Origin of the sequence: Exiguobacterium sp. BMC-KP (assembly GCF_001275385.1) — a bacterium.
Classification (GTDB): Bacteria; Bacillota; Bacilli; order Exiguobacteriales; family Exiguobacteriaceae; genus Exiguobacterium_A.
Genome location: NZ_LGIW01000015.1, coordinates 72355 through 96088 on the forward strand (window position 1 = coordinate 72355; position 23734 = coordinate 96088).

The 23734-nt window shown below is 44.2% G+C and carries 20 protein-coding genes; 11 read left to right on the plus strand and 9 right to left on the minus strand.

What is annotated here, in order from left to right; all coding sequences use genetic code 11:
• Positions 1–91 precede the first annotated feature (91 nt).
• The 7 genes from ADM98_RS05920 (at position 92) to ADM98_RS05950 (ending at position 8465) form a co-directional block, all read left to right on the plus strand.
• Entirely contained in the window at positions 92–469 is a 378-nt protein-coding gene (locus ADM98_RS05920) for a response regulator (RefSeq protein ID WP_023467390.1), read from the plus strand.
• Positions 450–2993, plus strand: a complete 2544-nt coding sequence (locus ADM98_RS05925) for a sensor histidine kinase (RefSeq protein WP_082318508.1) — start codon at positions 450–452, stop codon at positions 2991–2993. The genes ADM98_RS05920 and ADM98_RS05925 overlap by 20 nt, the downstream gene beginning before the upstream one ends.
• A gap of 84 nt (positions 2994–3077) precedes the next feature.
• On the plus strand, positions 3078–3458 hold the full coding sequence (locus ADM98_RS05930) for a DUF1516 family protein (protein ID WP_035409357.1): 381 nt from the start codon (positions 3078–3080) through the stop codon (positions 3456–3458).
• A gap of 188 nt (positions 3459–3646) precedes the next feature.
• A complete protein-coding gene (locus ADM98_RS05935) occupies positions 3647–4597 on the plus strand; it encodes a class I SAM-dependent methyltransferase (protein WP_235504836.1) in 951 nt (316 codons plus the stop codon).
• Positions 4598–4703: 106 nt separating this feature from the next.
• Complete coding sequence (locus ADM98_RS05940) at positions 4704–6194, plus strand: phytoene desaturase family protein (protein ID WP_053452676.1); 1491 nt, start codon at positions 4704–4706, stop codon at positions 6192–6194.
• A complete protein-coding gene (locus ADM98_RS05945; protein WP_053452677.1) occupies positions 6191–7672 on the plus strand; it encodes a phytoene desaturase family protein in 1482 nt (493 codons plus the stop codon). The genes ADM98_RS05940 and ADM98_RS05945 overlap by 4 nt, the downstream gene beginning before the upstream one ends.
• Positions 7632–8465 carry a phytoene/squalene synthase family protein gene (locus ADM98_RS05950; protein ID WP_053452678.1) on the plus strand — a complete coding sequence of 278 codons (834 nt, stop codon included), beginning with the start codon at positions 7632–7634 and terminating at the stop codon, positions 8463–8465. Before ADM98_RS05945 ends, ADM98_RS05950 begins: the two co-directional genes overlap by 41 nt.
• Before the next feature lie 422 nt (positions 8466–8887).
• On the opposite strand, the gene ADM98_RS05955 is transcribed toward ADM98_RS05950, so the two are convergent.
• The 7 genes from ADM98_RS05955 to ADM98_RS05985 all read right to left on the minus strand — a co-directional run bounded on the left by ADM98_RS05955 (position 8888) and on the right by ADM98_RS05985 (position 15588).
• Positions 8888–10360, minus strand: coding sequence for a phytoene desaturase family protein (locus tag ADM98_RS05955; RefSeq protein WP_053452679.1), 1473 nt, complete (start codon positions 10358–10360; stop codon positions 8888–8890).
• A gap of 15 nt (positions 10361–10375) precedes the next feature.
• The gene (locus tag ADM98_RS05960; RefSeq protein WP_053452680.1) at positions 10376–11452 is read right to left on the minus strand and encodes a glycosyltransferase; all 1077 of its coding nucleotides are present in this window, start codon (positions 11450–11452) and stop codon (positions 10376–10378) included.
• A complete protein-coding gene (locus tag ADM98_RS05965; RefSeq protein WP_053452681.1) occupies positions 11449–12150 on the minus strand; it encodes a lysophospholipid acyltransferase family protein in 702 nt (233 codons plus the stop codon). Before ADM98_RS05965 ends, ADM98_RS05960 begins: the two co-directional genes overlap by 4 nt.
• Positions 12119–12874, minus strand: coding sequence for a carotenoid biosynthesis protein (locus ADM98_RS05970; protein ID WP_053452682.1), 756 nt, complete (start codon positions 12872–12874; stop codon positions 12119–12121). The genes ADM98_RS05965 and ADM98_RS05970 overlap by 32 nt, the downstream gene beginning before the upstream one ends.
• Positions 12875–13010: 136 nt before the next feature.
• A complete protein-coding gene (gene pssA / locus ADM98_RS05975; RefSeq protein ID WP_200904889.1) occupies positions 13011–13757 on the minus strand; it encodes a CDP-diacylglycerol--serine O-phosphatidyltransferase in 747 nt (248 codons plus the stop codon).
• 21 nt (positions 13758–13778) lie between these two features.
• Positions 13779–14246, minus strand: a complete 468-nt coding sequence (locus ADM98_RS05980; RefSeq protein WP_053452684.1) for an aminoacyl-tRNA deacylase — start codon at positions 14244–14246, stop codon at positions 13779–13781.
• A complete protein-coding gene (locus ADM98_RS05985) occupies positions 14206–15588 on the minus strand; it encodes an MATE family efflux transporter (RefSeq protein ID WP_053452685.1) in 1383 nt (460 codons plus the stop codon). The genes ADM98_RS05980 and ADM98_RS05985 overlap by 41 nt, the downstream gene beginning before the upstream one ends.
• Before the next feature lie 193 nt (positions 15589–15781).
• Between ADM98_RS05985 and ADM98_RS05990 the strand changes: the two genes are divergently transcribed.
• Complete coding sequence (locus ADM98_RS05990) at positions 15782–16555, plus strand: enoyl-CoA hydratase/isomerase family protein (RefSeq protein WP_053452686.1); 774 nt, start codon at positions 15782–15784, stop codon at positions 16553–16555.
• Between the two features lie 56 nt (positions 16556–16611).
• Here the strand turns inward: ADM98_RS05990 and ADM98_RS05995 are convergent, their stop codons facing one another.
• Both ADM98_RS05995 and ADM98_RS06000 read right to left on the minus strand, forming a co-directional pair.
• A complete protein-coding gene (locus tag ADM98_RS05995; RefSeq protein WP_053452687.1) occupies positions 16612–17763 on the minus strand; it encodes a cation:proton antiporter in 1152 nt (383 codons plus the stop codon).
• Between the two features lie 140 nt (positions 17764–17903).
• Positions 17904–19691, minus strand: coding sequence for a glycoside hydrolase family 13 protein (locus ADM98_RS06000; protein ID WP_053452688.1), 1788 nt, complete (start codon positions 19689–19691; stop codon positions 17904–17906).
• A gap of 455 nt (positions 19692–20146) precedes the next feature.
• On the opposite strand from ADM98_RS06000, the gene ADM98_RS06005 reads away from it, so the two are divergent.
• The 3 genes from ADM98_RS06005 to ADM98_RS06015 all read left to right on the plus strand — a co-directional run bounded on the left by ADM98_RS06005 (position 20147) and on the right by ADM98_RS06015 (position 23720).
• Positions 20147–21403: an extracellular solute-binding protein gene (locus ADM98_RS06005; protein ID WP_053454488.1), complete on the plus strand. Its 1257-nt coding sequence runs from the start codon at positions 20147–20149 to the stop codon at positions 21401–21403.
• A gap of 126 nt (positions 21404–21529) precedes the next feature.
• The gene (locus ADM98_RS06010; RefSeq protein ID WP_053452689.1) at positions 21530–22885 is read left to right on the plus strand and encodes a carbohydrate ABC transporter permease; all 1356 of its coding nucleotides are present in this window, start codon (positions 21530–21532) and stop codon (positions 22883–22885) included.
• A 1-nt stretch (position 22886) separates the two neighbouring features.
• Positions 22887–23720, plus strand: coding sequence for a sugar ABC transporter permease (locus tag ADM98_RS06015; RefSeq protein WP_053452690.1), 834 nt, complete (start codon positions 22887–22889; stop codon positions 23718–23720).
• The last annotated feature ends 14 nt before the right edge of the window (positions 23721–23734 follow it).

The following is a 23734-nucleotide window of genomic DNA, read 5'->3' on the forward strand; positions in this document are numbered from 1 at the left end:
AAGTGATTTCCATTTCTTATTGTGAAGGAACTGTGTAAAATAAAGAAGATATGTCACTTTGATGATGGATAATTTTGGGAGGTTTTAATAGATGGCACGTATTTTATTAGCGGAAGACGAAGATGTCTTACGAATGTTGGTACTCGATACACTAGAAGATGAAGGATATACAATCGATGAAGCGACTGACGGAGACGAGGCGTATCAAAAAATTATGAACGCAGAATACGATCTCGTTCTACTCGATTATATGATGCCTGGAATGACGGGAATTGAAGTCATCGAGAAAGTACGACAACATCCGGATAAGCAACATCTGAAAATCATGATGCTGACTGCTAAGAGCCAACAATCAGATCGAGAACGAGCAGAAGAAATCGGTGCGAACTATTTCTTCTCAAAGCCATTTAGTCCTTTAGAACTGATTGATGTCGTGGGAGGAATACTGAGTGATCACCAAGTGGATTAATCGAAAAATCGGACGCCAACTCATGGCATCCTTTTATGTCGTATTAGCTACATTGATGATTTCATCATTGATCGTCTACAACTATACTGACACGAAATTGCAGGCGACACGGGCGAAACTAGAAGACATTCGTGATCGGAGCGCGCGTGCGGGTGCATTATGGGAAGAATGGCAGGATGTCCAGTTCAACATGCGTGGATATGCCTTGATGGGAAATGGAGAATTATACAATCAAGTCATGACTCAACAAGATAAGATTGATCAACAGACAGCGTGGTTCGAAGAAAATGCCATTTATGCTCAAGGAAAGGCATTCGCCCAGTCCTCGAGAGAATTGTATCAGTATTACTTCGATGCCATCTTGCCGCTGATCCAATCCTACGTTCAAGCGAAAGAGTCAGGAGACGTCACGGAATCATTTTTAAAAGGAACAACGCTTGCTGAGTTACCGCTCGGTCGGCAATTGTTAGCTGAAGGTCAAATTCAATTAGATGCTCAAGGAAACATTGACGTACTGTCAGAAATCAATAAAAGTGAGTTAGCGCTCGGTGGCTATCGTGAGTTCTTGGAAGATTGGGCCCAGCGGACAAGTGATCAGTTAGAACAGGAAATCCGTACGACGCAACTGATTTGGTTAGCGAATATCGTCGTTTTGATTGCTGTTTTGATTTTCTTTATCTATCCATTCATTCGCCGGATTACGATGGAATTGCTATCTCTCGTCAAAAATAGTCAGCGGCTTGCAAACGGTGAGGACGTTTCGAGTGTAAAAGTGCCAAATCGTAAAGATGAAATTGGTATTCTCGCGTTATCCTTCAATCAGATGGCAAGTTCGATTTCTGAGAACAAACAGCATTTGTTAGCGAAAAATGAAGAATTACAGGCGCAACAGGAAGAATTACAGGCGCAACAAGAAGAACTTCAAGCACAGCAAGAGGAGCTCGAAGAAGCACTCGAGTTGACGATGCGTAATGAGCAACATCTTCAATATCGTAATGATTTGACGGAGACATTAGCGGCACGTGAGTCGTTGACTGCCTATCCGGAAATCATCGAGAAGCTCGTCACGATCACGGATTCTGAGATTGGTGCATTAGTATTTGTTGATGAAGAAGATAGTTATTCTGTCGTTACGTATGGAATGACGGATGAATTGGCAGAACAATTACTTCAAAACGATGCGTCACTCTTAAAACGAGCCGAATCGCTGAAAGCGCCTGTCCATTCTTCTAAACAAGTCGCAAGTAATCATCCCTTACCTTACCCGTACTATATGTACGAAACGGCGGTACCGATTCTTGAACCGACGTCAGGTGATATCATCGCCTACATCTATTTAGTTCGTTATCGTGATCAGTTCACGAACGAACAGATGCGTGATGTCATGTCTTTCTCCCGGCAATTATCGCTATCCCTTTTACGGATGCGGTTATTTGACGAAATGACGAAAGAGAAAACAAAGACGGAGCGGATTCTCGATTCGATTCGAGAGGCTGTCATCTATCTTGAACCGGGTAAAGAAGAGGTCTTCGTCAATCGACCTTTATATGATTTATTCCCGGAATTACGCTATGGTGTTGAGACTGAACAGGAGACATTGCAATCGTGCTTAGAAGTCATTCGATCCGTTGTCGACGAACCGGAAGTCTTCAGTCGATACGTCGATTCAGTTCTTCGTGGAAAATTACCGACGGATAGTTTACAGTTCTCGATTCGAAACGAAACAGTATTCATTCAATTTTATGTCGAGGTGATCCAAATCCATCACGTGCATAAAGGAACGATGCTCGTCATGCGAGATGTGACGAAAGAGACTGAGATGGATCGATTGAAATCAGAACTCGTTTCAACTGTATCGCACGAACTTCGGACGCCACTCTCTTCGATTTATGGTTTTACAGAGCTCATGCTCAACCGCGATATCGAAGAATCGCGTCAAGATCGATATTTACGAACGATTCATTCGGAAACGGAACGTCTTGCGAATCTCGTCAACGATTTCTTAGACGTCCAGCGTATGGAGTCAGGGACACAATCGTATAAAAAAGCAGCGGTGAACGTCTATACGATTGCTGAAGAAACGACACAGTTTTATGCCGCTTCGACAAAAGCACATCAGATTACATTCCGTCATGAAGGAAGTCAGTTGCCTGTCATTGAAGCAGATGAAGAAAAAATCAGACAGTTGCTCAATAATTTATTGAATAATGCGGTGAAGTATTCACCGTCTGGTGGTGCGATCGATGTTGTACTGACGACATCACTTGATCAAGTCATTCTTCAAGTTCAAGATGAGGGAATCGGAATTCCAGAACAGTCGCTCAGTCGTCTATTTGAAAAGTTCTACCGCGTCGACAACTCAGATAGTCGAAAAATTGGTGGTACTGGTCTAGGTCTAGCGATTTGTAAGGAAATCGTTACCGGTCATGGTGGAGAAATTCATGTGGAGTCGGTTGTGAAGGAAGGCAGTCTTTTCACTGTCAAATTCCCACTCGTCCAGTCGACACATGTGACAATCTCCTGAAAAAACCATATATCAACAAAATAACACTAGGTGTTCGCCTTGAAATCAGATACGATGAAATAGGAAAAGAAAGGAGGAAATGAAATGCCAATCACAGCATTCGTTCACACACACGTCTTACTTTGGGTACTTTTATTGGTCACGTTCTTCGTTGCATTTTCGATGTACAAGAACAATAAGAAAGCCGCAAAAGGCATTCATATGGCGTTCCGTCTTCTACTTTTATTGACGTTCGCAACAGGTCTTTATCTGTACATCAAAATCATGGGGATGTCTGAAAATCCAGATCCACTCTACCATGCGAAGATCACAGCAGGATTATTGACGCTCATCTTCGGAGAGTTGACACTTGTTCGTGTTAAAAAAGGAAAAGCTTACTCCGGTTTCGTCATCGGTTTCATCGTGCTCGTCCTTGTTACCGTATTCCTCGGTTATTCACTCCCATACGGTATGAAGTTCTTCTAAGTTCATGCGGGATCAAAGAGTCCTTTTCGACCTCACAGGTTGGAAAGGACTCTTTTTGTCGTGTCGCTTAGTAATTTTTGTTTACAAGTGGTTGTTATTTGGGAAAAGGGATGTATTACACAGTAGAGAGGGGAACGCTTGTGGCACAGTTGAAGGAATGGACGAAAGTTTTCCGGGCACGAAAATGGATGAAACGCGCAGAACCGGTGTTACCACTTTGGCATGGGTATATCGGTTATAAATATGGATTATTCGATGCTCTTCAAACGGGAGCGACACAAGCAGAGGCGCAGCTACGGATGCAGCGTCCGCTGACACAGGAAGCATTATCCCGCTGGTTCGAAGTTGGGGTTGCAGTCGGTCACTTGAAGAAAAAAGACTTACGATATACGGCGACGCGCCAAGTTCTTCCGGAACTCTCTCAATCAGACGATCGAAGTATTGGATTTATGTTATCTGAAATGATGGAACTACATTTACCAGCACTCTTCTCTTATCCACAGTTTTTAGAAGATGGTCAACAGAAGACTTTTAATGGAGAGGAACATGGAGACATCGTAGCTGAAACTTCAGCTCTCGTTGAGACTGTTGCTTTTCCAGCCGTACGCCATATCATTCGGAGTCGCAATCTAACATCTCTGCTCGATATCGGTTGTGCGTATGGTGGATATCTTCGCAAAATTCACGAGGCGTTGCCTGACTTGCGACTTGCCGGAATTGATATCGAAGAGTCAGTCATTGCAGAAGCAAAACGACGAGACACGAGCGAGGAGATTGATTTTGTTGTCGGTGACATCAAGACCTATGATGTCAAAGAGACCTATGATGGAGTCATGATGAATAATATTTTGTATTATTTCCCGCAACCGGAACGACTTGCGCTATTAGAAGGAGTTCGTCGTTTCGTCAAGGATGATGGTACGGTCATTCTCGTCACACCATTACGTGACAGTTCACATGGCGCACCGTTCTCGGCAGCTTTCAATGCATTCATGACGTTGCATGAGAATCTGTATCCGTTACCAAGTAAGGAAGAATTGAAAGAAGATTTATCAAAAGCTGGGTTTGAAAACATTTCGATCACACCGTTCTTAAAAGAAGGTGCCTGGTATATTGTCACTGCAAACGCCACTTCCTAAGCGAAGTCTGGCGTTTTTACAGTTAGAAGACAGTTTAAATTTGTTGCTTTTACTATGTGCTTAGTATAATAGTTGAAACGATGAGAGATAAAAAGGAGAGATTTGGGTGAAGCGACGCGTAGCAGTGATAGGAGCAGGACCTGGGGGACTTGCATGTGCCTTGTTATTAGCAGGAAAAGGAGTAGACGTCACCGTTTACGAAAAACAAACGCAAGTCGGTGGACGAACTTCTGCCGTCAAGCTAGGTGACTACACGTTTGATCGAGGACCAACGTTCCTTAATATGCCGCATATTTTAGAAAATGTTTTTCGTGAATCTGGTCTACAGTTAGAAGATTATTTAAATCTAAAGGCACTTGATCCAATGTATACGCTCTATTTCAAAGGCGGGACGGAGCATTTCACGATGACGACGGATCGGGATCGAATGAAAGAGACGATTGAACAACACTTCCCTGGAAATGGAGAAGGATACGATCGATTCATGGCAGAGCAAGCACTTAAGCTTGGAAAACTCATGCCAATCTTGCAGACGCGTCACGATCGGCTGACGGATTACTTATCATCGCGTGTCTTAACGGCACTTCCGCGTCTTTCGCTCGGTCGATCCCTCTATGACGTTTTATCCGATTATTTCACGAGCGAAGAACTGAAGTATGCCTTTACGTTCCAAGCGAAGTATTTAGGCATGTCAGCTTGGGAATGTCCAGGTGGCTTTTCTATCTTGTCATATATGGAACATGCTTACGGTGTCCACCATCCGATTGGCGGGATGCATCAAGTACCGCTTGCAATGCAACGCGCAATCGAAGAGCTCGGTGGGACAATCCAGTTAGGTGCGGGAATTAAACAGTTGATCTTAGACGGGAAAGCCGTTGAAGGAGTCATCCTCGAGTCAGGTCAACATGAGTTATTCGATGAAGTCATCATCGGTGCTGATTTTGCACATGCGATGAATCATCTCGTTCCAGAAGGTGTGTTGAAAAAATGGTCCCGACCAAAAATCGATCGTAAAAAGTTCTCGTGTTCGACGTTCATGCTATACCTTGGTGTCAACCGAACGTTTGATGCACCTCACCACACGATTTATTTTGCGGAAGATTACGAGAAAAACGTTCGGGAAATGACACAAACCTTAGAACTCTCAGATGACTTTTCATTTTATGTCCAAAATCCATCCGTCCTTGACCCGACACTAGCACCTGAAGGTAAGTCTGCTATGTATGTCTTAGTGCCAGTGCCAAACAATTACTCTGAACTCGATTGGTCGATTGAAGGACCAAAACTACGTCGTCGTGTTCTTGATGCGCTCGAGACGCGCTCACCGTATCAAGGCATTGAAGCGGCAATCGAAGTTGAAGAGATGTTTACACCGGACGACTGGGAAGCGATGGGGATTCATCAAGGGGCAACATTCAATCTCGGTCATCAGTTGACACAGATGATGTATTTCCGACCGCACAACAAATTCGAAGAGCTCGATCACTTGTATCTCGTTGGCGGGGGCACGCATCCTGGGAGCGGCTTACCGACGATATTCGAATCCGCTCGCATTACAGCAGAACTCGTGCTCAAAAAAGAAGGGGTGCGGACATGAATATAGGATTCGTAGGAGCAGGCGTTGGTACATTGCATGCAGCGCTTTTGTTGACAGCAAGACACCCTGGAGTCGAGATTACGATTTTTGAAAAAGAATCACGAGTCGGTGGACGATTACAATCCGTCGATTTTGAATCGGGTGGACGAATCGATGAAGGACCAACAATCGTCTTGATGCCAGGTAAGTTAAAAGAACAGTTGGCAGAAGCCGGTGTAACGGGAGTACAACTTGAGCGAGTTGATCCACTATATGATCTTCACTTTGATGATGGAACAGTCGTTACGAAAGTAGCGGATGTCGTGGATCAAGCCATCGCGATTGAACGCCAATTTGGAGAAGGTCGTGGATTTTACGAATTCATGCATCAAAAAGAAAAGGATTATGAGACGAGTGTATCGAAATTTTTAGAGCGTGGATATCATCGCAAAACGGAGTTGTTGCATCCAGAAATGATGCGTCCATTATTACAGATGCATGCTTTAGAAACAGCACATGACCATTTGAAGCGTTATTTCAAAAGTAAATATTTACGCATGGCATATAGCTTCCCAACCTTCTATATCGGTGGGAACCCCTATACGACTCCATCGATTTATGGTCTGATTCCATACCGGGAACAAGCAGAAGGTGTTTGGTATGTAAAAGGCGGTTATTTCTCGCTTGCTGAGCGTATGTATGACACGTTGGTCGAGCGCGGTGTCCGATTCGTCTTTGAAACACCAGTCGAACGGATCGTCGTCGATCGAGGACGGGCAAAGGAAATCGTCTTACAAGATGGAACACATGAGGCATTCGATCAAATCGTACTAAACGGTGAGTTTCCATTGATGGAGCGTCTTGTGGAAGGTAAGAAACCAAAAACGTATGCTCCTTCAGGCGGCACGTTGTTGCTGTATTTCAAAATGAAGGGGAAAGTCGATTTGCCGGTGCATCGTTTCTTGATGCCAAATGATTTGGAACCACTCATGACGAACATCTTTAAAAAAGGACGTTTACCAGATTATCCGGCAGTATACCTATTCCACCCGAGTCAGATTGACTCTAGTTTGACAGGGACTGAGGATAGCGTCGTCTACTCATTGATACCTTCTCCGCGTGGTTACGGCATAGAAGATTATGAAAAAGTTGGCTTCATCGAGACTGTACTTGGAAAAATTGAGCATCATCATCCGGGATTCCGGGAAAAGATACAAGAAATGAAGGTTCGTACACCGAATGATGCACAGGCCTTTGGATTATATCAGGGAGGCAGTTTTGGGATTGCTCCGACGATTCGTCAATCGGCTGCATTAAAGACACAGGCAAAACCGTATCCTGATATTGATCGACTGTATGCCGTTGGTGCATCGGTGCATCCGTGTGGAGGGGTACCAGTCGTCATGATGGGTGCAACGATACTTGTAGACCGAATGGAACAAGAGATGGGGTGGAAACATGAATTCAGTGACGATCCAGAACGCGTATATCAAATGTGAGGAAGTCATTCAATCCGGATCTAAGACGTTCTATAAAGCCTTTTCACTCTTACCAAAAGCAGATCGACAAGCTGTTTATGCCATCTATACATTTTGCCGATTCCTCGACGATACCGTCGATGAATCGGACACACCAAAAGAAAGTTTGATGGCTTTCTTGAATGAATTCAAACGATTCCGTAATGGTGAAGTACTCGATAAGCCATTATGGATTGCTTTAGCAGATGTATTTGAACGCTATGAAATGGATGAGACACCTTTCCTCGAACTTGCGGAAGGCATGCGCTGGGATATCGAGAAGAATCGCTACCAGACGCTCGAAGAGACGGAGCAATACAGCTATTACGTAGCAAGCACCGTCGGTTTGATGCTATTACCGATTCTTGCGCCGCAACAACCAGATCTCCGAAAGTCTGCCATTGATCTTGGAATTGCGATGCAATTGACGAATATTTTGCGAGATGTCGGTGAAGATGCCAAGCGTGGTCGTATCTACTTACCACATTCTTGGATGGAAACGTATGGTGTCACACCAGAATCGTTACTCGCTGGTCATCCGTCGGGAGACTTCATTGGGCTCTGGGAAGAGGTCGCACTCCGAGCAGAGCATCTATACGATGCGGCAATTCCATCGTTTGAACGGTATCCACGGGAGAGCCGTCGCGCTCTAAAAGCTGCTGCATTCCTCTATCGTGGTATTCTTGATGCGGCGCGGGACAATCACTATGATGTTTTTACGAAACGTGCTTATGTCAGCCGTTGGCAAAAAATGAAGTTACTCGCAACGATTTAATCTCAGACCATAGAAAAAAGACCTCGGCGGGGACCAAGGTCTTTTTTCTATGGTCTGAGACCGGGGAGTCTCAGATTACTTCTACACCAGAGCGAACATCTGGACTACGGAGATAGGTCTGTTTCGACCACGGGGATGGTCTTTTCTTTATCGAGCTATCTGTGGTCCATTCGGATGAGACGATCTAAGGGGGAACGTCGTAAGTCATGCGAATGAACACACGATGAGTCACGTGATGAAATGGGTGGGTCCCATTTGATTTCGCTGGTTAGAAAAAGTAAGTTCTTCAACGCTCTTGACTCGGGGAAGTCACCTTGCGCTTGATTGAGGATGTGGGGTCAATCACTACCTCTTGAACTCGAAGTAATCGTATCAAATCTCAGTTGTCCGTACAAGTGATTGATATGCAATTCACATAACGTTCACAGGGTAGCGGCGACAGCAGATACAATTCGTTCACTCGCTAATTTTCCTGAAAGCGTCACCATTGGACTACCACCACCAGGATGCGTTGATCCACCAACAAAAAACAAATTGTGAACATTCTTTGAACGGTTGCTAGGACGAAGGAAAGACGAGCGTATGCCATTGGAAGACAAGCCGTATAAAGAACCGTGATAGGCAAAGAAGGTTTTTTCGATATCCTGTGGTGTGACACGTTGTTCGAAGACGACATCAGACGAAATATCAATTCCAAATGACTGGAGTCGTTGATTGATGACTTGGTCATACGTATCAAAATCAATCGCATTTCCAGTATCTGTTGCCGGTGCATTGACGAGTACGAATAAATTGTCACCCGCTTTTCCCATTTCCGGTGCTGTGACGGAAGAGTTTGAAATATAGATCGTCGGTTCCTCCGCGTAACGTTTTTCATCAAATAGAGCCTTGAACTCAGCTTCATAATCAGAAGAGAAGAAGACGTTATGATGAGCAAGGCCTTCAATACGCCGCGAAAGACCAATACAGCGGACATAGGCAGAAATCGAAGGTTCCACTTGAGCAGGCGTTGGGTTTTTAAAGTCAGGTCGTACTGTTTCTGAGATGAGACGTGGATATTGTGTCAACAAATCGCCATTCATGACGACAAAGTCGACTGGTAGATATTCTAAGTGATTCAATTCAATTTCCGTCGCTTGTCCATCGACGACTTCGATTTGTGTCACCTCATCTCCGAGTCGGAAAATGACTCCGAGTTCTTTTGCACGCCGAGCGAATCCTTCTGCGATTGCTGTGTTGCCGCCGTTCGTGAAGTAAACACCATCATTCAGCTCTAAATGAGCGATTAAACTGAAGGTAGCGGGCGTTTGATATGGACTACTACCAATATACGTGGCATAACGATCAAGTGCTTGAATCAATCCTTTATCCTTAAAATAATGTTTATGAAGACCGTGAAGGGTTTGGAATGGATGCACTTTCAACATGTCTCGCCAAAGGGAAGGGCGTAGAAACGAATCGATATTCGTAAAGAATTGTCGTTTCGCAATCGTATGCAACTTTGCTACTTCCTCTTGATAACCTGTAATATCATTTTTCGCTAACTGACCGTTCGTAAAACGATCTACTTCCGTTCGCATCGCTTCGCGTCCAGACGAAAAGGTTAAGGTGCGTCCGTCTGAAAAATGATTAACCGTATGGCGCTCGAGTTTCGTAAATGTAAAGTATTCATCGGGATCCGCGCCGGATTCGAGAATGACAGACTGAAAGACTTCCGGCATCGTAATCGTGTTCGGACCAAAATCGAAACGATGTCCTTCCGTGACGATCGGCATCATCTTACCGCCAATGTGTGTATTTCGCTCGATGACCGTAACGCGGAACCCTTTTGCCGCTAATGAAATTGCAGCGCTTAGTCCACCGAGACCGGCTCCGATGACAGCTATATGTTTCATGGTACTGATTCCTCCTTATGAATAGGTCCTACCCTTCCATGTGATTTCCCGTTTCCTGAAACTTCGAACCATCGCACTTGCTAATAAGACAACATACAAGAGTGTCGCTAGCGGATGGAGCCACCAAACATGCCGAATCCTTGCAGCAGCATCGATCCGGAATCGAGCCAAGTAAAGAAGAATCAGTGCTCCTCCCATTTGCCAAGAGGGCTGAATGATGAAAAGAGGAAGAACGCTTGCTTGTATAAGGTAAAAGAAAAGAAAGTACAAACCGACACTATAAGAATCGTTCATCCCACGAAAGACATTCTTTAAAAAACCTTGCCAGACTTCTTCGTTCGTCGCGTACATATCACAAGACACTGCTGGAGCGACTTCGACAAGTGTCGTCGTCAATCCGTGCCGTTTAAATGTACGACAAAGTTCTAAGTCGTCAACGAGAGCGGCTTGAATACTTTTGTGTCCACCGACTTGTTCATACGCCCGTCGTTCGACGAGGACGACCATCCCGTTAGCAGCAGCAAACGCTGGATGCTTCACTTTACGAAAAGGAATCGGGAGATGCTGTGCTATGAGAACATGTTGCATCGGAATCAGACATTTTCCGAGAAACGTCGGTACAGGAAATGATGGGAATCCGGAAAGAAACACGGCTTGTTCTGCTCGTAACGTTCCGTACAAGCGACAAATCGCATCAGATTGCAAGGTGACATCCGCATCAAGAAATAACAAATGATCTTCTGTTGTCCGTTGCGCAAGCTGATGGCATGCATGAACCTTTCCAGCCCAGCCTTCCGGTAAAGGGAGACCGTCAATGATCGTAAAACGATCGTCTTGACCAATCCGTTCTATCAGTAGCTCACGCGTTCGATCGGTCGATCGATCTTCATATAAATAAACGTGCATTCCTTGAGTCAGTGCAGGCGCTAATGAGTCTAATAACTTTTGTACATTGCGTTCTTCATTACGTAAAGGAATACAAATCGCTAGACTGTCTGGTTGGACTTGGTCCACTAACCGAGGCAGGAAAGCCAAGTTAATCCATGTGTAGAGACAGACTGCTAGAGCGAAGAAAAGAAAGAACCAACTCATGGACGGAGTGCCCGTAACCAGCGCTCCGTTCGAGCGGGGAGTGGCTCCCTTCGTGTAGTGACACGACGATATAAATCAGTGCGTTCCATGATGGCATCCGCCCGAATGTCGTCGTACAAGGCAGTTAGTTCAGCTGTCAGACGTTTTGCCTGATCGCTCGAGCGTTCGTTGGGCATTGGGTGAAATCGTCGCGTCCGGATGTAGACATCCGGTTGCTGTTCATGTCCATAGGAATAATAAAAAGCGACGAGAGACACGTGATCCGTATGTCGTGTCAAATGTGTCGCGCCACTCGCTAAGCGAAGTGGACGTTCCTCTTGATGGCGCTCTTCACCTTGAGGAAACATCCAGACGCTACTACCGTTTAGCAGTTGTTCTTTTGCATAATGGAGGCTTTTCTTAATATCAGCGAACGATGTTCGATCAACAGAGAATGCGCCTAAGCGTGAGAAGAAAGGAAAGCGAGCAAGACCCGCTTGGTCAATCATGACATATGGATCTTGACGAAGACAGGTCTGGTCCAAGTGAAATAAAATCATGCCATCCCACCAAGAACCGTGAGTGGCAAGCATAAGTCCCGGAAGTGGTAAATCGTCTGCACGATATAAGACGCGATGAAAGTGACGACGGATTAAGGCATGATCCACATACGTATGAAATACGGACTCAGCTAATTTGCTTTTGTTTGCTTCTTTCAACGATAACCCCTCGTTTCACAATGAAATAGATGATGAATGCACTTAAGCTGACTAGGGTGACACCATATAGACCGGCAACACCTGCCGTCACGCCAAATAAGGTGTGCAACATTAAAAAGAGATACTGATTGTTTTGCTCGAGTACGTTGTCTGTCGCTCTTACTTGATAACGATGGATGAAAATCGAAAAGACAAGAGCCGTTCCGTACCATCCGAGAAAGTTTTGTGTTGGAATATCGTAATACCATCCACCGTCTTGCCAGAGCCAATAAGACTTTACGTTAGCAGCAACGGGATCGATCGCTAAATCGAGCCAGACGGCAAACAGTGGGACAAGAATCAGCGTACTATAACGAAACGAGAACAAACGAGAGAAGGCGAGACTCGCGCCCATGACAGAAAGCCATGCTGCCCCAATCGTAATCGGTACACCGAGTAATTGCACCCCAAAATCAGACTCATAACGATACGTTCCAAACGGCCAACCGGTATGAACACCAATCGATTCGATGATGATGGAACCGAAGAAGATGAATAGGATGACGAGACGTCCTTTCGGTAAGACATGCCAAAAGTAAAGTGCTGCGTATAATCCGGAAGCGAATAGAAAGACGGCATTTGCCCACTCAAGCCAAGGGGGGAGTAAAGAAAAACCGACTAGGATCAAACCGATGGCGAACCAAATCGAGAAAAAAATCCAAAGACGTTTATGGAACTGTTCCATGCGTGACATTCCTCCATTTCAAAGATAGCTTCTGTCATAAGTATACCCATATATCTTAAAAACGAGCGAGGGAGAAGCGGTCCTATTAAAAAAGTGGTCTAGCTTCTCATGCGAGGAACTAGACCACTTGATATCATCATCCGTTTGAATGTTGTTTTTGTTTCTTCTTTTTAATGAACGAGAAGAGAAGAAACGCGATGTACAATGGAACAGCAACGAACCAAAACGTTGACCATTCATTGTTGCGAGCAATCATGACATACGTTACATATAGTAGCGTAAAAGTAATGACGAATGTATGACGTGGAACGGGAATGTCTTTGAAGCTCGGAATCTTGACACGACTGACCATCAAGAAAGCAAGACCTGTGAAGACGAGTGGAACCATCAAGTCATTCATTCGTCCACTGAACAAAGTGACGACGGCGAGGATACCCCCAGCAGCCGTAATCGGTACGCCAGAGAAGTAGGCGGAAGCGACATTCGTTGCCGATAAATTAAACCGGGCAAGACGAAAGGCACCGAACAGTGGGAACAGGGCTGAAATCAGTAAACCAATTTCTCCGAATTCATAAAAATACGTATAGTAGGCCATCATCGCTGGCGCGACACCAAATGTCACGATATCTGCCAATGAGTCCAGTTCTTTTCCGAAGTCGCCTGCTACACCAAGCATACGAGCTAGGCGTCCATCAAGACTATCAAGCATCATCGCAATGACGATCAGTAAGGTGGCGTTTTGAAAATCACCTTTTGCTGCCATGACGATGGCTAAAAAACCACAATACAGATTTCCGAACGTAAATAGATTAGGTATTGAATTACGAACACGATCTTTCCACAAAATGATTCCTCCTGCCACTTCATCGATACTACTCATCATATCATAGTTAGGAGGTGGAATTCAGCCGTTCGTAAAGAGAATCCCTTGAGTAAAAGCTAAAAAATCATAAGGACTCAACCGAACTTGATGTCCACGCTTGCCGGCAGATAGGATGATGAATGCTTCATTCATAGCACGATCCGATAGGAGGACCGGAAAGTTCTTTTTGGCACCGATGGCAGAGACGCCACCTCGAACATAACCAGTCAATCCTTCTAAGTCTTTCATCGGAACGAGTGCGACTTTTTTCGAGTGCAATGCTTTAGCCGCCGCTTTCAAAGAGAGTTCTTCTTCCCCCGAAATGACGACGAACGCATATTTATTTTCGACCATTTTCAAAACAAGGGTTTTAAAAATGGTCGAAAGCGGGTAATTAATCTTTCTAGCTACAGCTTCAGCAGATAAATCATCGAGATCAACAGGGTAAGTGAGAGATTCGAAGTCAATTTTAGACTGCTTCAGTAGCCTCTCGACGTTCGTTTTGCTCATGTGTTTCTCCTTTGACGAGTGAGTATTGGACCCATTTCCGTCCATGCCAACGTTTCATGGCAAAAACGCCACGGAACCATTCGTCAGCAGAGAAGGCAATCCAGATTCCAAGTAAACCAAGACCGAAACCGAGACCAAGCGTGTAACTCAACACGACTGCGATACCCCACATCGACAAAATACCAATCGCGACAGGGAAACGAACATCTCCTGCAGATTTAAGAGTTCCCATAAGCACGATATTCATTGCACGTCCTGGTTCAAGAATGACGCTTGCCCAGAGTAATGGAATACCGATTGCGATGATTTCAGGACTCGATGTGAACGCTGATAAAATCGACGAACCGAACGAAGCGAGAGCGACAGCTGAGATGAAGCTTGCGAAGACAGCGATTTTTAATGTCTTCACAGCACGTCCGTATGCTTGTTCGAATTGTTGAGCACCAACTTGGCGTGCGACGAGGAGTTGCGTTCCTTGAGCAATCGCAAGTGTAAATAGGAAACAAAGCATCGTGATGTTTGATACATAGACACGAGCCGACAATGCTGCTTCACCGATTGTTGCGATGAATCCAGTGATGATGAGTTGTGAAAATTGATACGAAATCCCTTCTCCTGCAGATGGAATTCCGATGTTCATGATCCGTTTTACATCTTCACGATCGAAATGAATCAAATCTTTTACTGTAAAACGTAATGAAAGTTTGCGGTAAACGACAAAAAACAAGACGAGGACAGCAATTGTCCGAGCGATGACGATCGACCAAGCGACACCGGCAACACCGAGAACCGGGATGCCGAAGAGACCGAGAACGGCGATGACGTTACCAAAGGCACTGACGAAATTCATGAGTAACGTGACGTACATGGCGTTTTTTGTGAATCCGTGGCTTCGAAGAATCGCGCCAAGTGTCAGTGAAATTGCTTCTAAGAAAAGGAATAGACCAACGATCTTAATGAACGTTTCGCCATAGACGAGTGTCTCTCCTTCTAAAGAGAAAAATCCAAGGAGTTGTCTTCCGAACAACACGACGGTCAGAGAAACGATCAAACCAGTATACAAGTTAATCGCAAAAGCAGAACGAGCAGTTTGACGAGCGTTTTGCGTTTTTCTTGCACCAAGGTACTGACCAATAATGATCGTTGCACCGACCGAGGTGATGTTAAATAGAATAATGAAGATGTTCAAAATTTGATTAGATACGCCAACTGCGGCAGCAGCGCTATCTGAGTAATAACTTAAAATCAACGTTGCAATGATCCCGAGGCTCATGTGCAATGCGATTTCAATAAATAATGGCCACGTAATGTGGAATAAGCTAGGTTGCTTGACTGTTTTCATAAATAAATCCCCTTTGTTTCATAAAACGAATAGTGTTTCTTTATCTTTTTGAAACTATACGCCTTCGATTTTCATAATGAAAGAGGCTTTTTTGTCTTTCATTAAAAAAAAAGAGATTTAAAAGGATTTTCATAAAATATCACGAATACATCATAATGAACAATCATTCATTTTTAAAAGGTAGGGGAATCCGATGAAACGAGAAATGAATTATGTCGTCAAGGATCAGGTCGCAACACTCACCCTTGCTCGACCAAAACAACTGAATGCCTTAACTTCGAACTTATTAGAAGAACTCGCAGACGCCTTAGAAGAAGCGAATCAGGATGAGGAAGTACGTGTCATCGTTCTGACCGGAGAAGGACGAGGCTTTTGTGCAGGGCAGGATTTAAAGACGGTTTCACCTGAACTTGATCACGGTGAATACCTCAAACAGTACTACCATCCGGTCGTCCGTGCGTTAGCTAAATCGAAAAAACCAACAATCGCTGCCATCAATGGCGTTGCAGCAGGAGCTGGTTTATCCTTAACGCTAGCTTGTGATTTTCGACTAGTCCATGTGGAAGCAAAATTGTCGCTTGGTTTCATTAATATTGGTCTTGTCCCAGATGCAGGTGCGCCGTATTTCTTGCCTCGTCTAATTGGAGCCGCCAAAGCAATGGAACTTGCGTTACTTGGGGACACGATTTCAGCAGACGAAGCCGTTTCGCTCAATCTTGCGACACGTCGCATTGAAGCTGATCGCTTTGACGAGGAAGTCACGTTGTTTGCTCAATCGCTTGCTAATCGTCCGACGAAGGTGATTGGATATATTAAGCAACTTCAAGCAGCGAGCTATGAAAATAATTTAGAAGAGATGCTTGCTCAAGAAATCATCTACCAGTCACGTGCAGGAAAGACAGAAGATCATCGCCATGCGGTCGAATCGTTCATTGAAAAAAAGCGACCTGTTTTTGTCGGACGATGAATTGAAAAACATATATAGAAGAAAGACGTCGGAAACGCACATGCGCCGACGTCTTTTTAATTCAATTTCTTTTTGATTTTTCGTGCAGTCGCATGTGTACGATTCGTCAATCCCGTAGAGATACGGAATAGTAGAATTCCGAGAAAAGCGGAAACGAAAATATATATCCCGGTCAACGTCACGAATGCGCCACTAGCGAGTGTAATGAAGAGAATTGAAAATTCACCCCGTGGTCCAAGACAAAAGCCTGATTCGATCGCATGATAATTGGATAAACCAAAGGACCTTCCGCCGAGGTAACCGACTAAGAATTTAGAGACGACTCCCCAAATGACAAGAGCAAAGAAAAAGAAATCAATCGGTAATCCCTCAGTTAACTCGAAGGACATTCCGAACGTGATAAAGAACAATGGTAATAATAAGTCTTGGAACGGAGTGACTAGCCGTTTAAGATAACGCGTCTCATCCAGTTCGGTTAGCAGAATACCGATGATGAAGGCACCGAGTACTTCCGATAGACCAAATAAGATTCCAATTCCAGAAAACAATAAGATCAAGCCGATGATCCCGATCCCAGCATCGGGATGTCGATAGAGGGAGTCGACTAACCGCCCACGTCTTCGGATAAACAACGTCATGATCATCAGAGCAATGAAGAAGAAGGCGAACCCGAGAAAGATGATACTGATTTTGGCAACTGAGAACGTCGCAGTCCCTAAAACGAACGGTGCCGTCGTCAGTAGGATTGGTGCCATCAAATCTTCGAAGACGAGTAAGGACAGCACGAAGCGATTCACGTCTTGGTGTTTATCTGGTTCACGGTCGAGCAGCCGAGCAGAAATCGAAGAACTCGTCGCATACAAGACACAGCCGATCAAAAACGATTCGGCGACTGAAAAGCCAAACGATAGGGTCAACAGGATTGTTCCACCAAACGAAAGTAGAATATCGATGACTCCCGCTTTCCAAATGGAACGGAGCTGAATCAGCAAGTCCGCCACTGAAAATTTTAGACCGAGTAAAAAGAATAAGACGATGATTCCTGCTTCACCACCGAGCTTTAGCTCTTCTGGTGGATCATAGTAAAATCCGAGAACGATACCAATCAGGATGAAGGCAAGAATGCTGGGAACATGGAAACGCTCACTTAAATAACTAATACTAAACAAGCCGATCAGAATTAAACCGGCGTAAAAGAAAATTTCCATGGAGGATGTCCTCCTTTCTGTACCCTATACCCTAATTCACTGACATTCATTAACTCGTTTCTATCCTAGAGAACGGATACAGAAAAAACCTGGACACAAAACTTCTATATTAGAAGGTAAGTGTACAGGCTTTTAGATGGTTATAAGACTTGAACAATCGTTCCTGAATACGCAGGGAGAGAGACATCAAGCGTCTGCTGATGTAAATTCGTTAATAAGTCGAGTCCACGACCGGCTTGTGGGGCAGTCAAGGAAACGGCAACATCTGAATTGTTAAAGTAGATGTAATACAATCCGTCCTGACTCATGCGGCGCATGATGATTGTATTTGTCTCGTCATTAGCATGAACAAACGAGATATGCCCTTGATTCGCAAGCGTCTTATGTTGCTTGCGAAGCTGTAATAAATGTCGCGTATAGGCAAACAATTCTTGATCCTGATCCTCAGGATCCCATGGCATACATTTTCGACATCCCGGATCTTGATCTCCATCCAGACCAATCTCATCACCATAGTAAACGACCGGACTACCGGAGAATGTCAGCATCGAAAGTAATAAGAGACGTAACTTACTCTTATTATTCCCTGCACGCGTCAATGCACGCGGTGTATCGTGAGAACCAATCAAATTAAAGGTCACTTCATTAACATTCATCGTGTTTGAGAACAACACGTGTGACATATCATTCGCATACGAGGTTGCTTTAGTCTTATCTAATGCAAAGAAGTTCAAAGCAGCATTTGTAAATGGATAGTTCATGACAGCGTCAAATTGATCTCCAAGTAACCATTCCTGTGAATCGTGCCAAATTTCACCAAGGATATAGGTTTCAGGATTAACGTCTTTGACGACTTGGCGGAAGTCACGCCAGAACGCGTGATCAACTTCATTGGCGACGTCGAGACGCCAACCGTCTATTCCAAATTCTTCGACCCAGTAGCGCGCGACATGGAGTAAGTATGACTTTACTTCATCGTTTTCGGTATTGAATTTCGGCATCTCAGGTACGAAAGCGAATGTATCATAATTTGGGAGTGGCTCGGTCACGAGCGGGAAGTCGCGCAGGTGGAACCATTCTTTATAGGTGGAATGACTACCATGTTCACGGATATCAGCAAATGCTTTATGGTGGAAGCCGGCGTGATTGAAGACCGCGTCTAGCATGATTCGAATGCCATGTGCATGTAATAAATCAACCATTTCTTTGAATTTTTCCTTTGTGCCGAACTGTGGATCAATTTCTAAGTAATCAATCGTATCGTATTTATGATTCGACTTTGCTAAGAAGATTGGACAGAAGTAGATTCCGGTGATACCGAGCTCAACGAGGTAATCAATATGGTCGATGACACCTTGAAAGTCTCCACCAAATAGATTTGTCGTCGTCGGTTCGGTACTGTTCCATGGAAGCGTACCGGCTGGATCATTCGCAGTATCACCATTTGCAAAGCGATCTGGGAAAATTTGATACCAGACCGTATTCTGGACCCAATCTGGTGCAGTAAATACATCGACTGCGTTAAGAAAAGGGACACAGAAATAGTATCCTGTATCATCGAGTGGTTTTTCATCGAACCAGCCACGCTCCGTAAAGACTTGGCTGGTTGCACCGTCATGGAGGCGGAAACCGTACCGTAAACGACGAAACGGAGGAACAACATCGATGAACCAGTAATCGTATAACTCATCTGAGCCACTACGCTTCATCGGTGTTTCAAATGTATTCCAGTAGTTTGATTTCGAAGGGTCAAAGTTCCAGTCGGCAGCATCTGGATTTTCAGTATGCCAATCATACGGATCACCCCAAATCAAATCGACGCGATCAACGTCATTTTTTTTCGTTTGTAGGCGGATGTGGATTGTTCGCTCATCGTACTTGTAGACGAATGGAGACATCGCACGGTGGAACACAGCTTCTTTGAACATGGCAGTCACTCCTTAACGCAATCGCTTGCATCGTATTGATTATGTCTTCGCTCTAAGAATAGTAAAGCGCTTTCTTAAAGTCAATTGCAATCCTATGAAATCAAGGATTCCTGATAAAAGTCGAGAGTATGATGCAATCGTTTGCATCATGTTGTGCAAACATTAAAAATGAAAACGTTTTCTTTTTGCTCACTTATTCAAGATAGCATTTGATTCAAATAATGAATTCAGAAATAAAAAGTTTTTGAAATGTAAGAAAATAATTGATCAAAAGGTCTTGTCAAAAGGATTTTAGATTGTATAATAAAAATGTAAAGGTGATGCAAACGTTTTCATAAAACGCTTACAACCTCTCGGTTGTTATCATGAGAAAATGGTTGTGCCTTTATGCAAACGTTGTGCATTAAAACTTATCATTTATAAGTTAACTTGGGGAGGAAATTTCAATCATGGAAATGAAAAAATTCGTAGCAGGTCTTTCTGTATCTGTCATGGCAATCGGTGCTCTTGCAGCATGTGGCGGTGGATCAGATTCTGATTCTTCATCTTCAGAATCAGGTAGCAAAAAACCATCTAAAATCGTCGTTTGGGAAGATACTGATAAAGCTGAAACGACAAAAGCGGCAGCAAAAGCATTTGAAGAAAAAGAAGGCGTGAAAGTCGAAGTCAAAGAAGTCAAAATGACGGATCAGCAGAAGAAAGTAGCACTTGACGGACCAGCAGGTAAAGGACCAGATATCATGCTTCTTCCACACGATCAGATTGGTACAGTCGTCGACCAAGGGTTGATCGCTGAACTTAAAGATGGTGAAAAAGCACTTGACCCGTTCATTGATACAGCGAAATCAGCAGTTACGTTTGACGGTAAAGTCTACGGATATCCAAAAGCAATTGAAACACCAATCCTCCTTTTCAATAAAGATGAACTAAAAGAAGCGCCAACTTCAATGGATGACTTATACAAACTGTCTACTGAAAAGAAAAAAGACGGTCAGTACGGTTTCCTCGCACTTTGGGATAACTTCTACTTCGCACACGGTCCAATTGGTGGATACGGTGGTTATGTCTTCAAAGACAACGGTGGTAAATTGGATCCAGCGGATATCGGCTTGAATAATAAAGGTGCAGTCGAAGGAATGGATTACATCGGTAAATGGTACAAAGAAGGTCTCTTCCCGAAAGGGCTTATCGGTGGTGGCGGTGGTCAAGCTATGGACCAACTCTTCGGCGATAAAAAAGCTGCAGCTGTTATGAACGGTCCTTGGGCTGTCGCAGGGTACAAAGAAAAAGGCATCAACCTTGGAGCGTCTGAGCTTCCGAAACTTCCTAACGGTGAGCCAATCAAAACATTCGTTGGTGTAAAAACGTACGCGATTTCTGCATACTCGGAAAATGCAGAGTGGGCTGAGAAGTTCTTAACTTCACTTACTGGTAAAGACAATGCGAAAGCAATGTTTGAGAAATACAACGAGATCCCACCAGTTACTGAGCTCCAAGAAGATGCAGCAATCAAAGATAACGAAGTTGCAGCAGCAGTCTTCGCACAAGCGAAAAACGGTGTACCAATGCCGAACATCGCTGAAATGGGTCAAGTTTGGGAGCCAATGGCAGCAGCACTCCAGCTTGTTGCAACGAACAAACAAGACGCACAAAAATCAGCTGATGACGCTGTGAAACAAATCAAGCAACAAATCGAAGCAAACAATCAATAAGCGTAAGTGGAACGCGTGAATCCATGACAAAGAGATAAAGAGAGGGGGATCTTGGATTCCCCCTCATCTTTATGGTTGGAAGAGAAGCCTGAGGTCAGACATGACCTTTGGAAAGGAGAACGGACGATGGCTGCGATTGCAACACCACACCCGACGAATCCAACGCCTGAAAAAAAGACGAACCACCGCACGATTGCGGCGCTGATGTCGATCATTCCAGGAGTGGGACAACTATACAATAAACAATTCCTTAAAGGCGCGACATTTTTTGTCGTTGTACTTTCATATTTCCTCGTCAATTTTGAATTGTTCTTTAAAGGAGCCGGAAATGGTCCTGGCGATCGCGGAGCGATCTGGGGCTTGATTACACTCGGTGAGGTACCAGGCGTAAGAGGGGATCACTCGATCTTTCTAATGGTCGAGGGCATCATTGCCTTGATTTTACTTATCTTTGGTATCGCCATTTACGTCTGGAACTTTATCGATGCGTATCGAATCGGTAAGTTACGTGATATGAACCTTGAAGTACCTTCTTTGAAAATGCAACTTCGCAACTTCCGCGATAACGGATTCCCATACGCGATGTTGATTCCTTCGTTAGTACTTTTAGTGTTCACGGTCGTCTTACCGTTGATTTTTACTTTCTTGATTGCCTTTACGAACTATAAATTTAACAACTCACCACCAGCGAAGTTGGTCGAATGGATTGGGATTCAAAACTTCCTGAACATTTTTACGGTCGATATTTTCCGTGATACGTTCGTCAGTGTTCTTGGTTGGACGCTTGTCTGGACTGTCGCTTCAACGACAGGAGTCATCGCAATCGGGATTGGACTTGCTGTCTTACTGAACCAAAAAGGACTCAAAGGAAAACGATTCTTCCGTTCAATCTTGATTCTTTCATGGGCAGTACCAGCCTTCATCACGATCTTGATCTTCCGCTCGATGTTCAATGAAACATTTGGTGTCTTCAATACGACGTTACTACCAGCAATTGGTCTTAATAATGGTATTGATTGGATGACGGATCCGACCTATACGAAGCTTGCCTTGATCGGAATTCAGTGGTGGTTAGGATTCCCGTACATCATGACGTTGACAACAGGTATCTTACAGTCGATTCCAGAGGATCTCTATGAAGCTGCTACGATCGATGGCGCTACATCAGGTGAAAAATTCCGCTTGATTACATTGCCGATGATTTTGTTTGCAACGGCACCGATTTTGATCACGCAGTATACGTTTAACTTCAATAACTTCAATATCATCTATCTTTTCAACAACGGTGGACCTGCAGTACCAGGTCAATCGGCAGGTGGAACGGATATCTTGATTTCATGGATTTACAAATTGTCACTTGGCTCCAATCCACAGTATGGATTTGCAGCAGCTATCACGCTTGTGTTGTCGTTCTTCATCATGACGATTGCCGTCATTCAGTTCAAGCGTTCAAAATCATTCAAAGATGAGGATATGATCTAATATGAGAAAACAAAACCGAATCAATATGGCGTTGTCATATCTCATTTTGACGATCGCCTCCATCATTATCGTCTATCCACTTCTTTGGGTTGTGGGTACTTCACTCAACCCAGGGAAAAGTATTACATCGGATATCTTCCCAAGTAATCCGACATTGATTCACTACTTTGATTTATTTGATCCGTCGAAAACGGATTATAGCATGTGGTACTTGAATACGATTAAAATCGCTGTCATCACGATGGTCGTTTCTGTCGCTTTGATCACGTTAACGGGATACATTTTTTCACGTTACCGTTTCGTCGGTCGGAAAAACTCACTGATTCTGTTCCTCGTCTTGCAAATGGTACCGCAATTCGTTGCGATCATTGCGATCTATGTCCTGCTTAATATGTTAGAATTGTTTGATACGCATCTGGCGCTTATTTTGCTCTATTCAGGTGGCGCGATTCCAATGAATACGTATCTTGCAAAAGGATATTTCGATACGATTCCAAAAGAACTTGATGAGGCAGCACGGATGGATGGTGCCGGTCACTTACGAATCTTTTGGCAAATCATCTTACCGCTCGCAAAACCGATGGTCGCCGTCATCGCGTTATTCAACTTCATGGCACCATTCAACGACTTCATCTTAGCATCGCTTGTTCTGCGTTCTCCTGAGAAACAGACGCTTGCGGTCGGGTTGTACAACATGGTGTCGGAGCAGTTCGACAATAACTTTACGTTATTCGCGGCAGGTGCCGTATTATCAGCAGTTCCAATCGTTCTTCTCTTCTTCGCATTCCAGCGTTTCTTCGTATCTGGTTTGACAGCTGGTGGAACGAAAGGATAATCATAAGGGGGAAA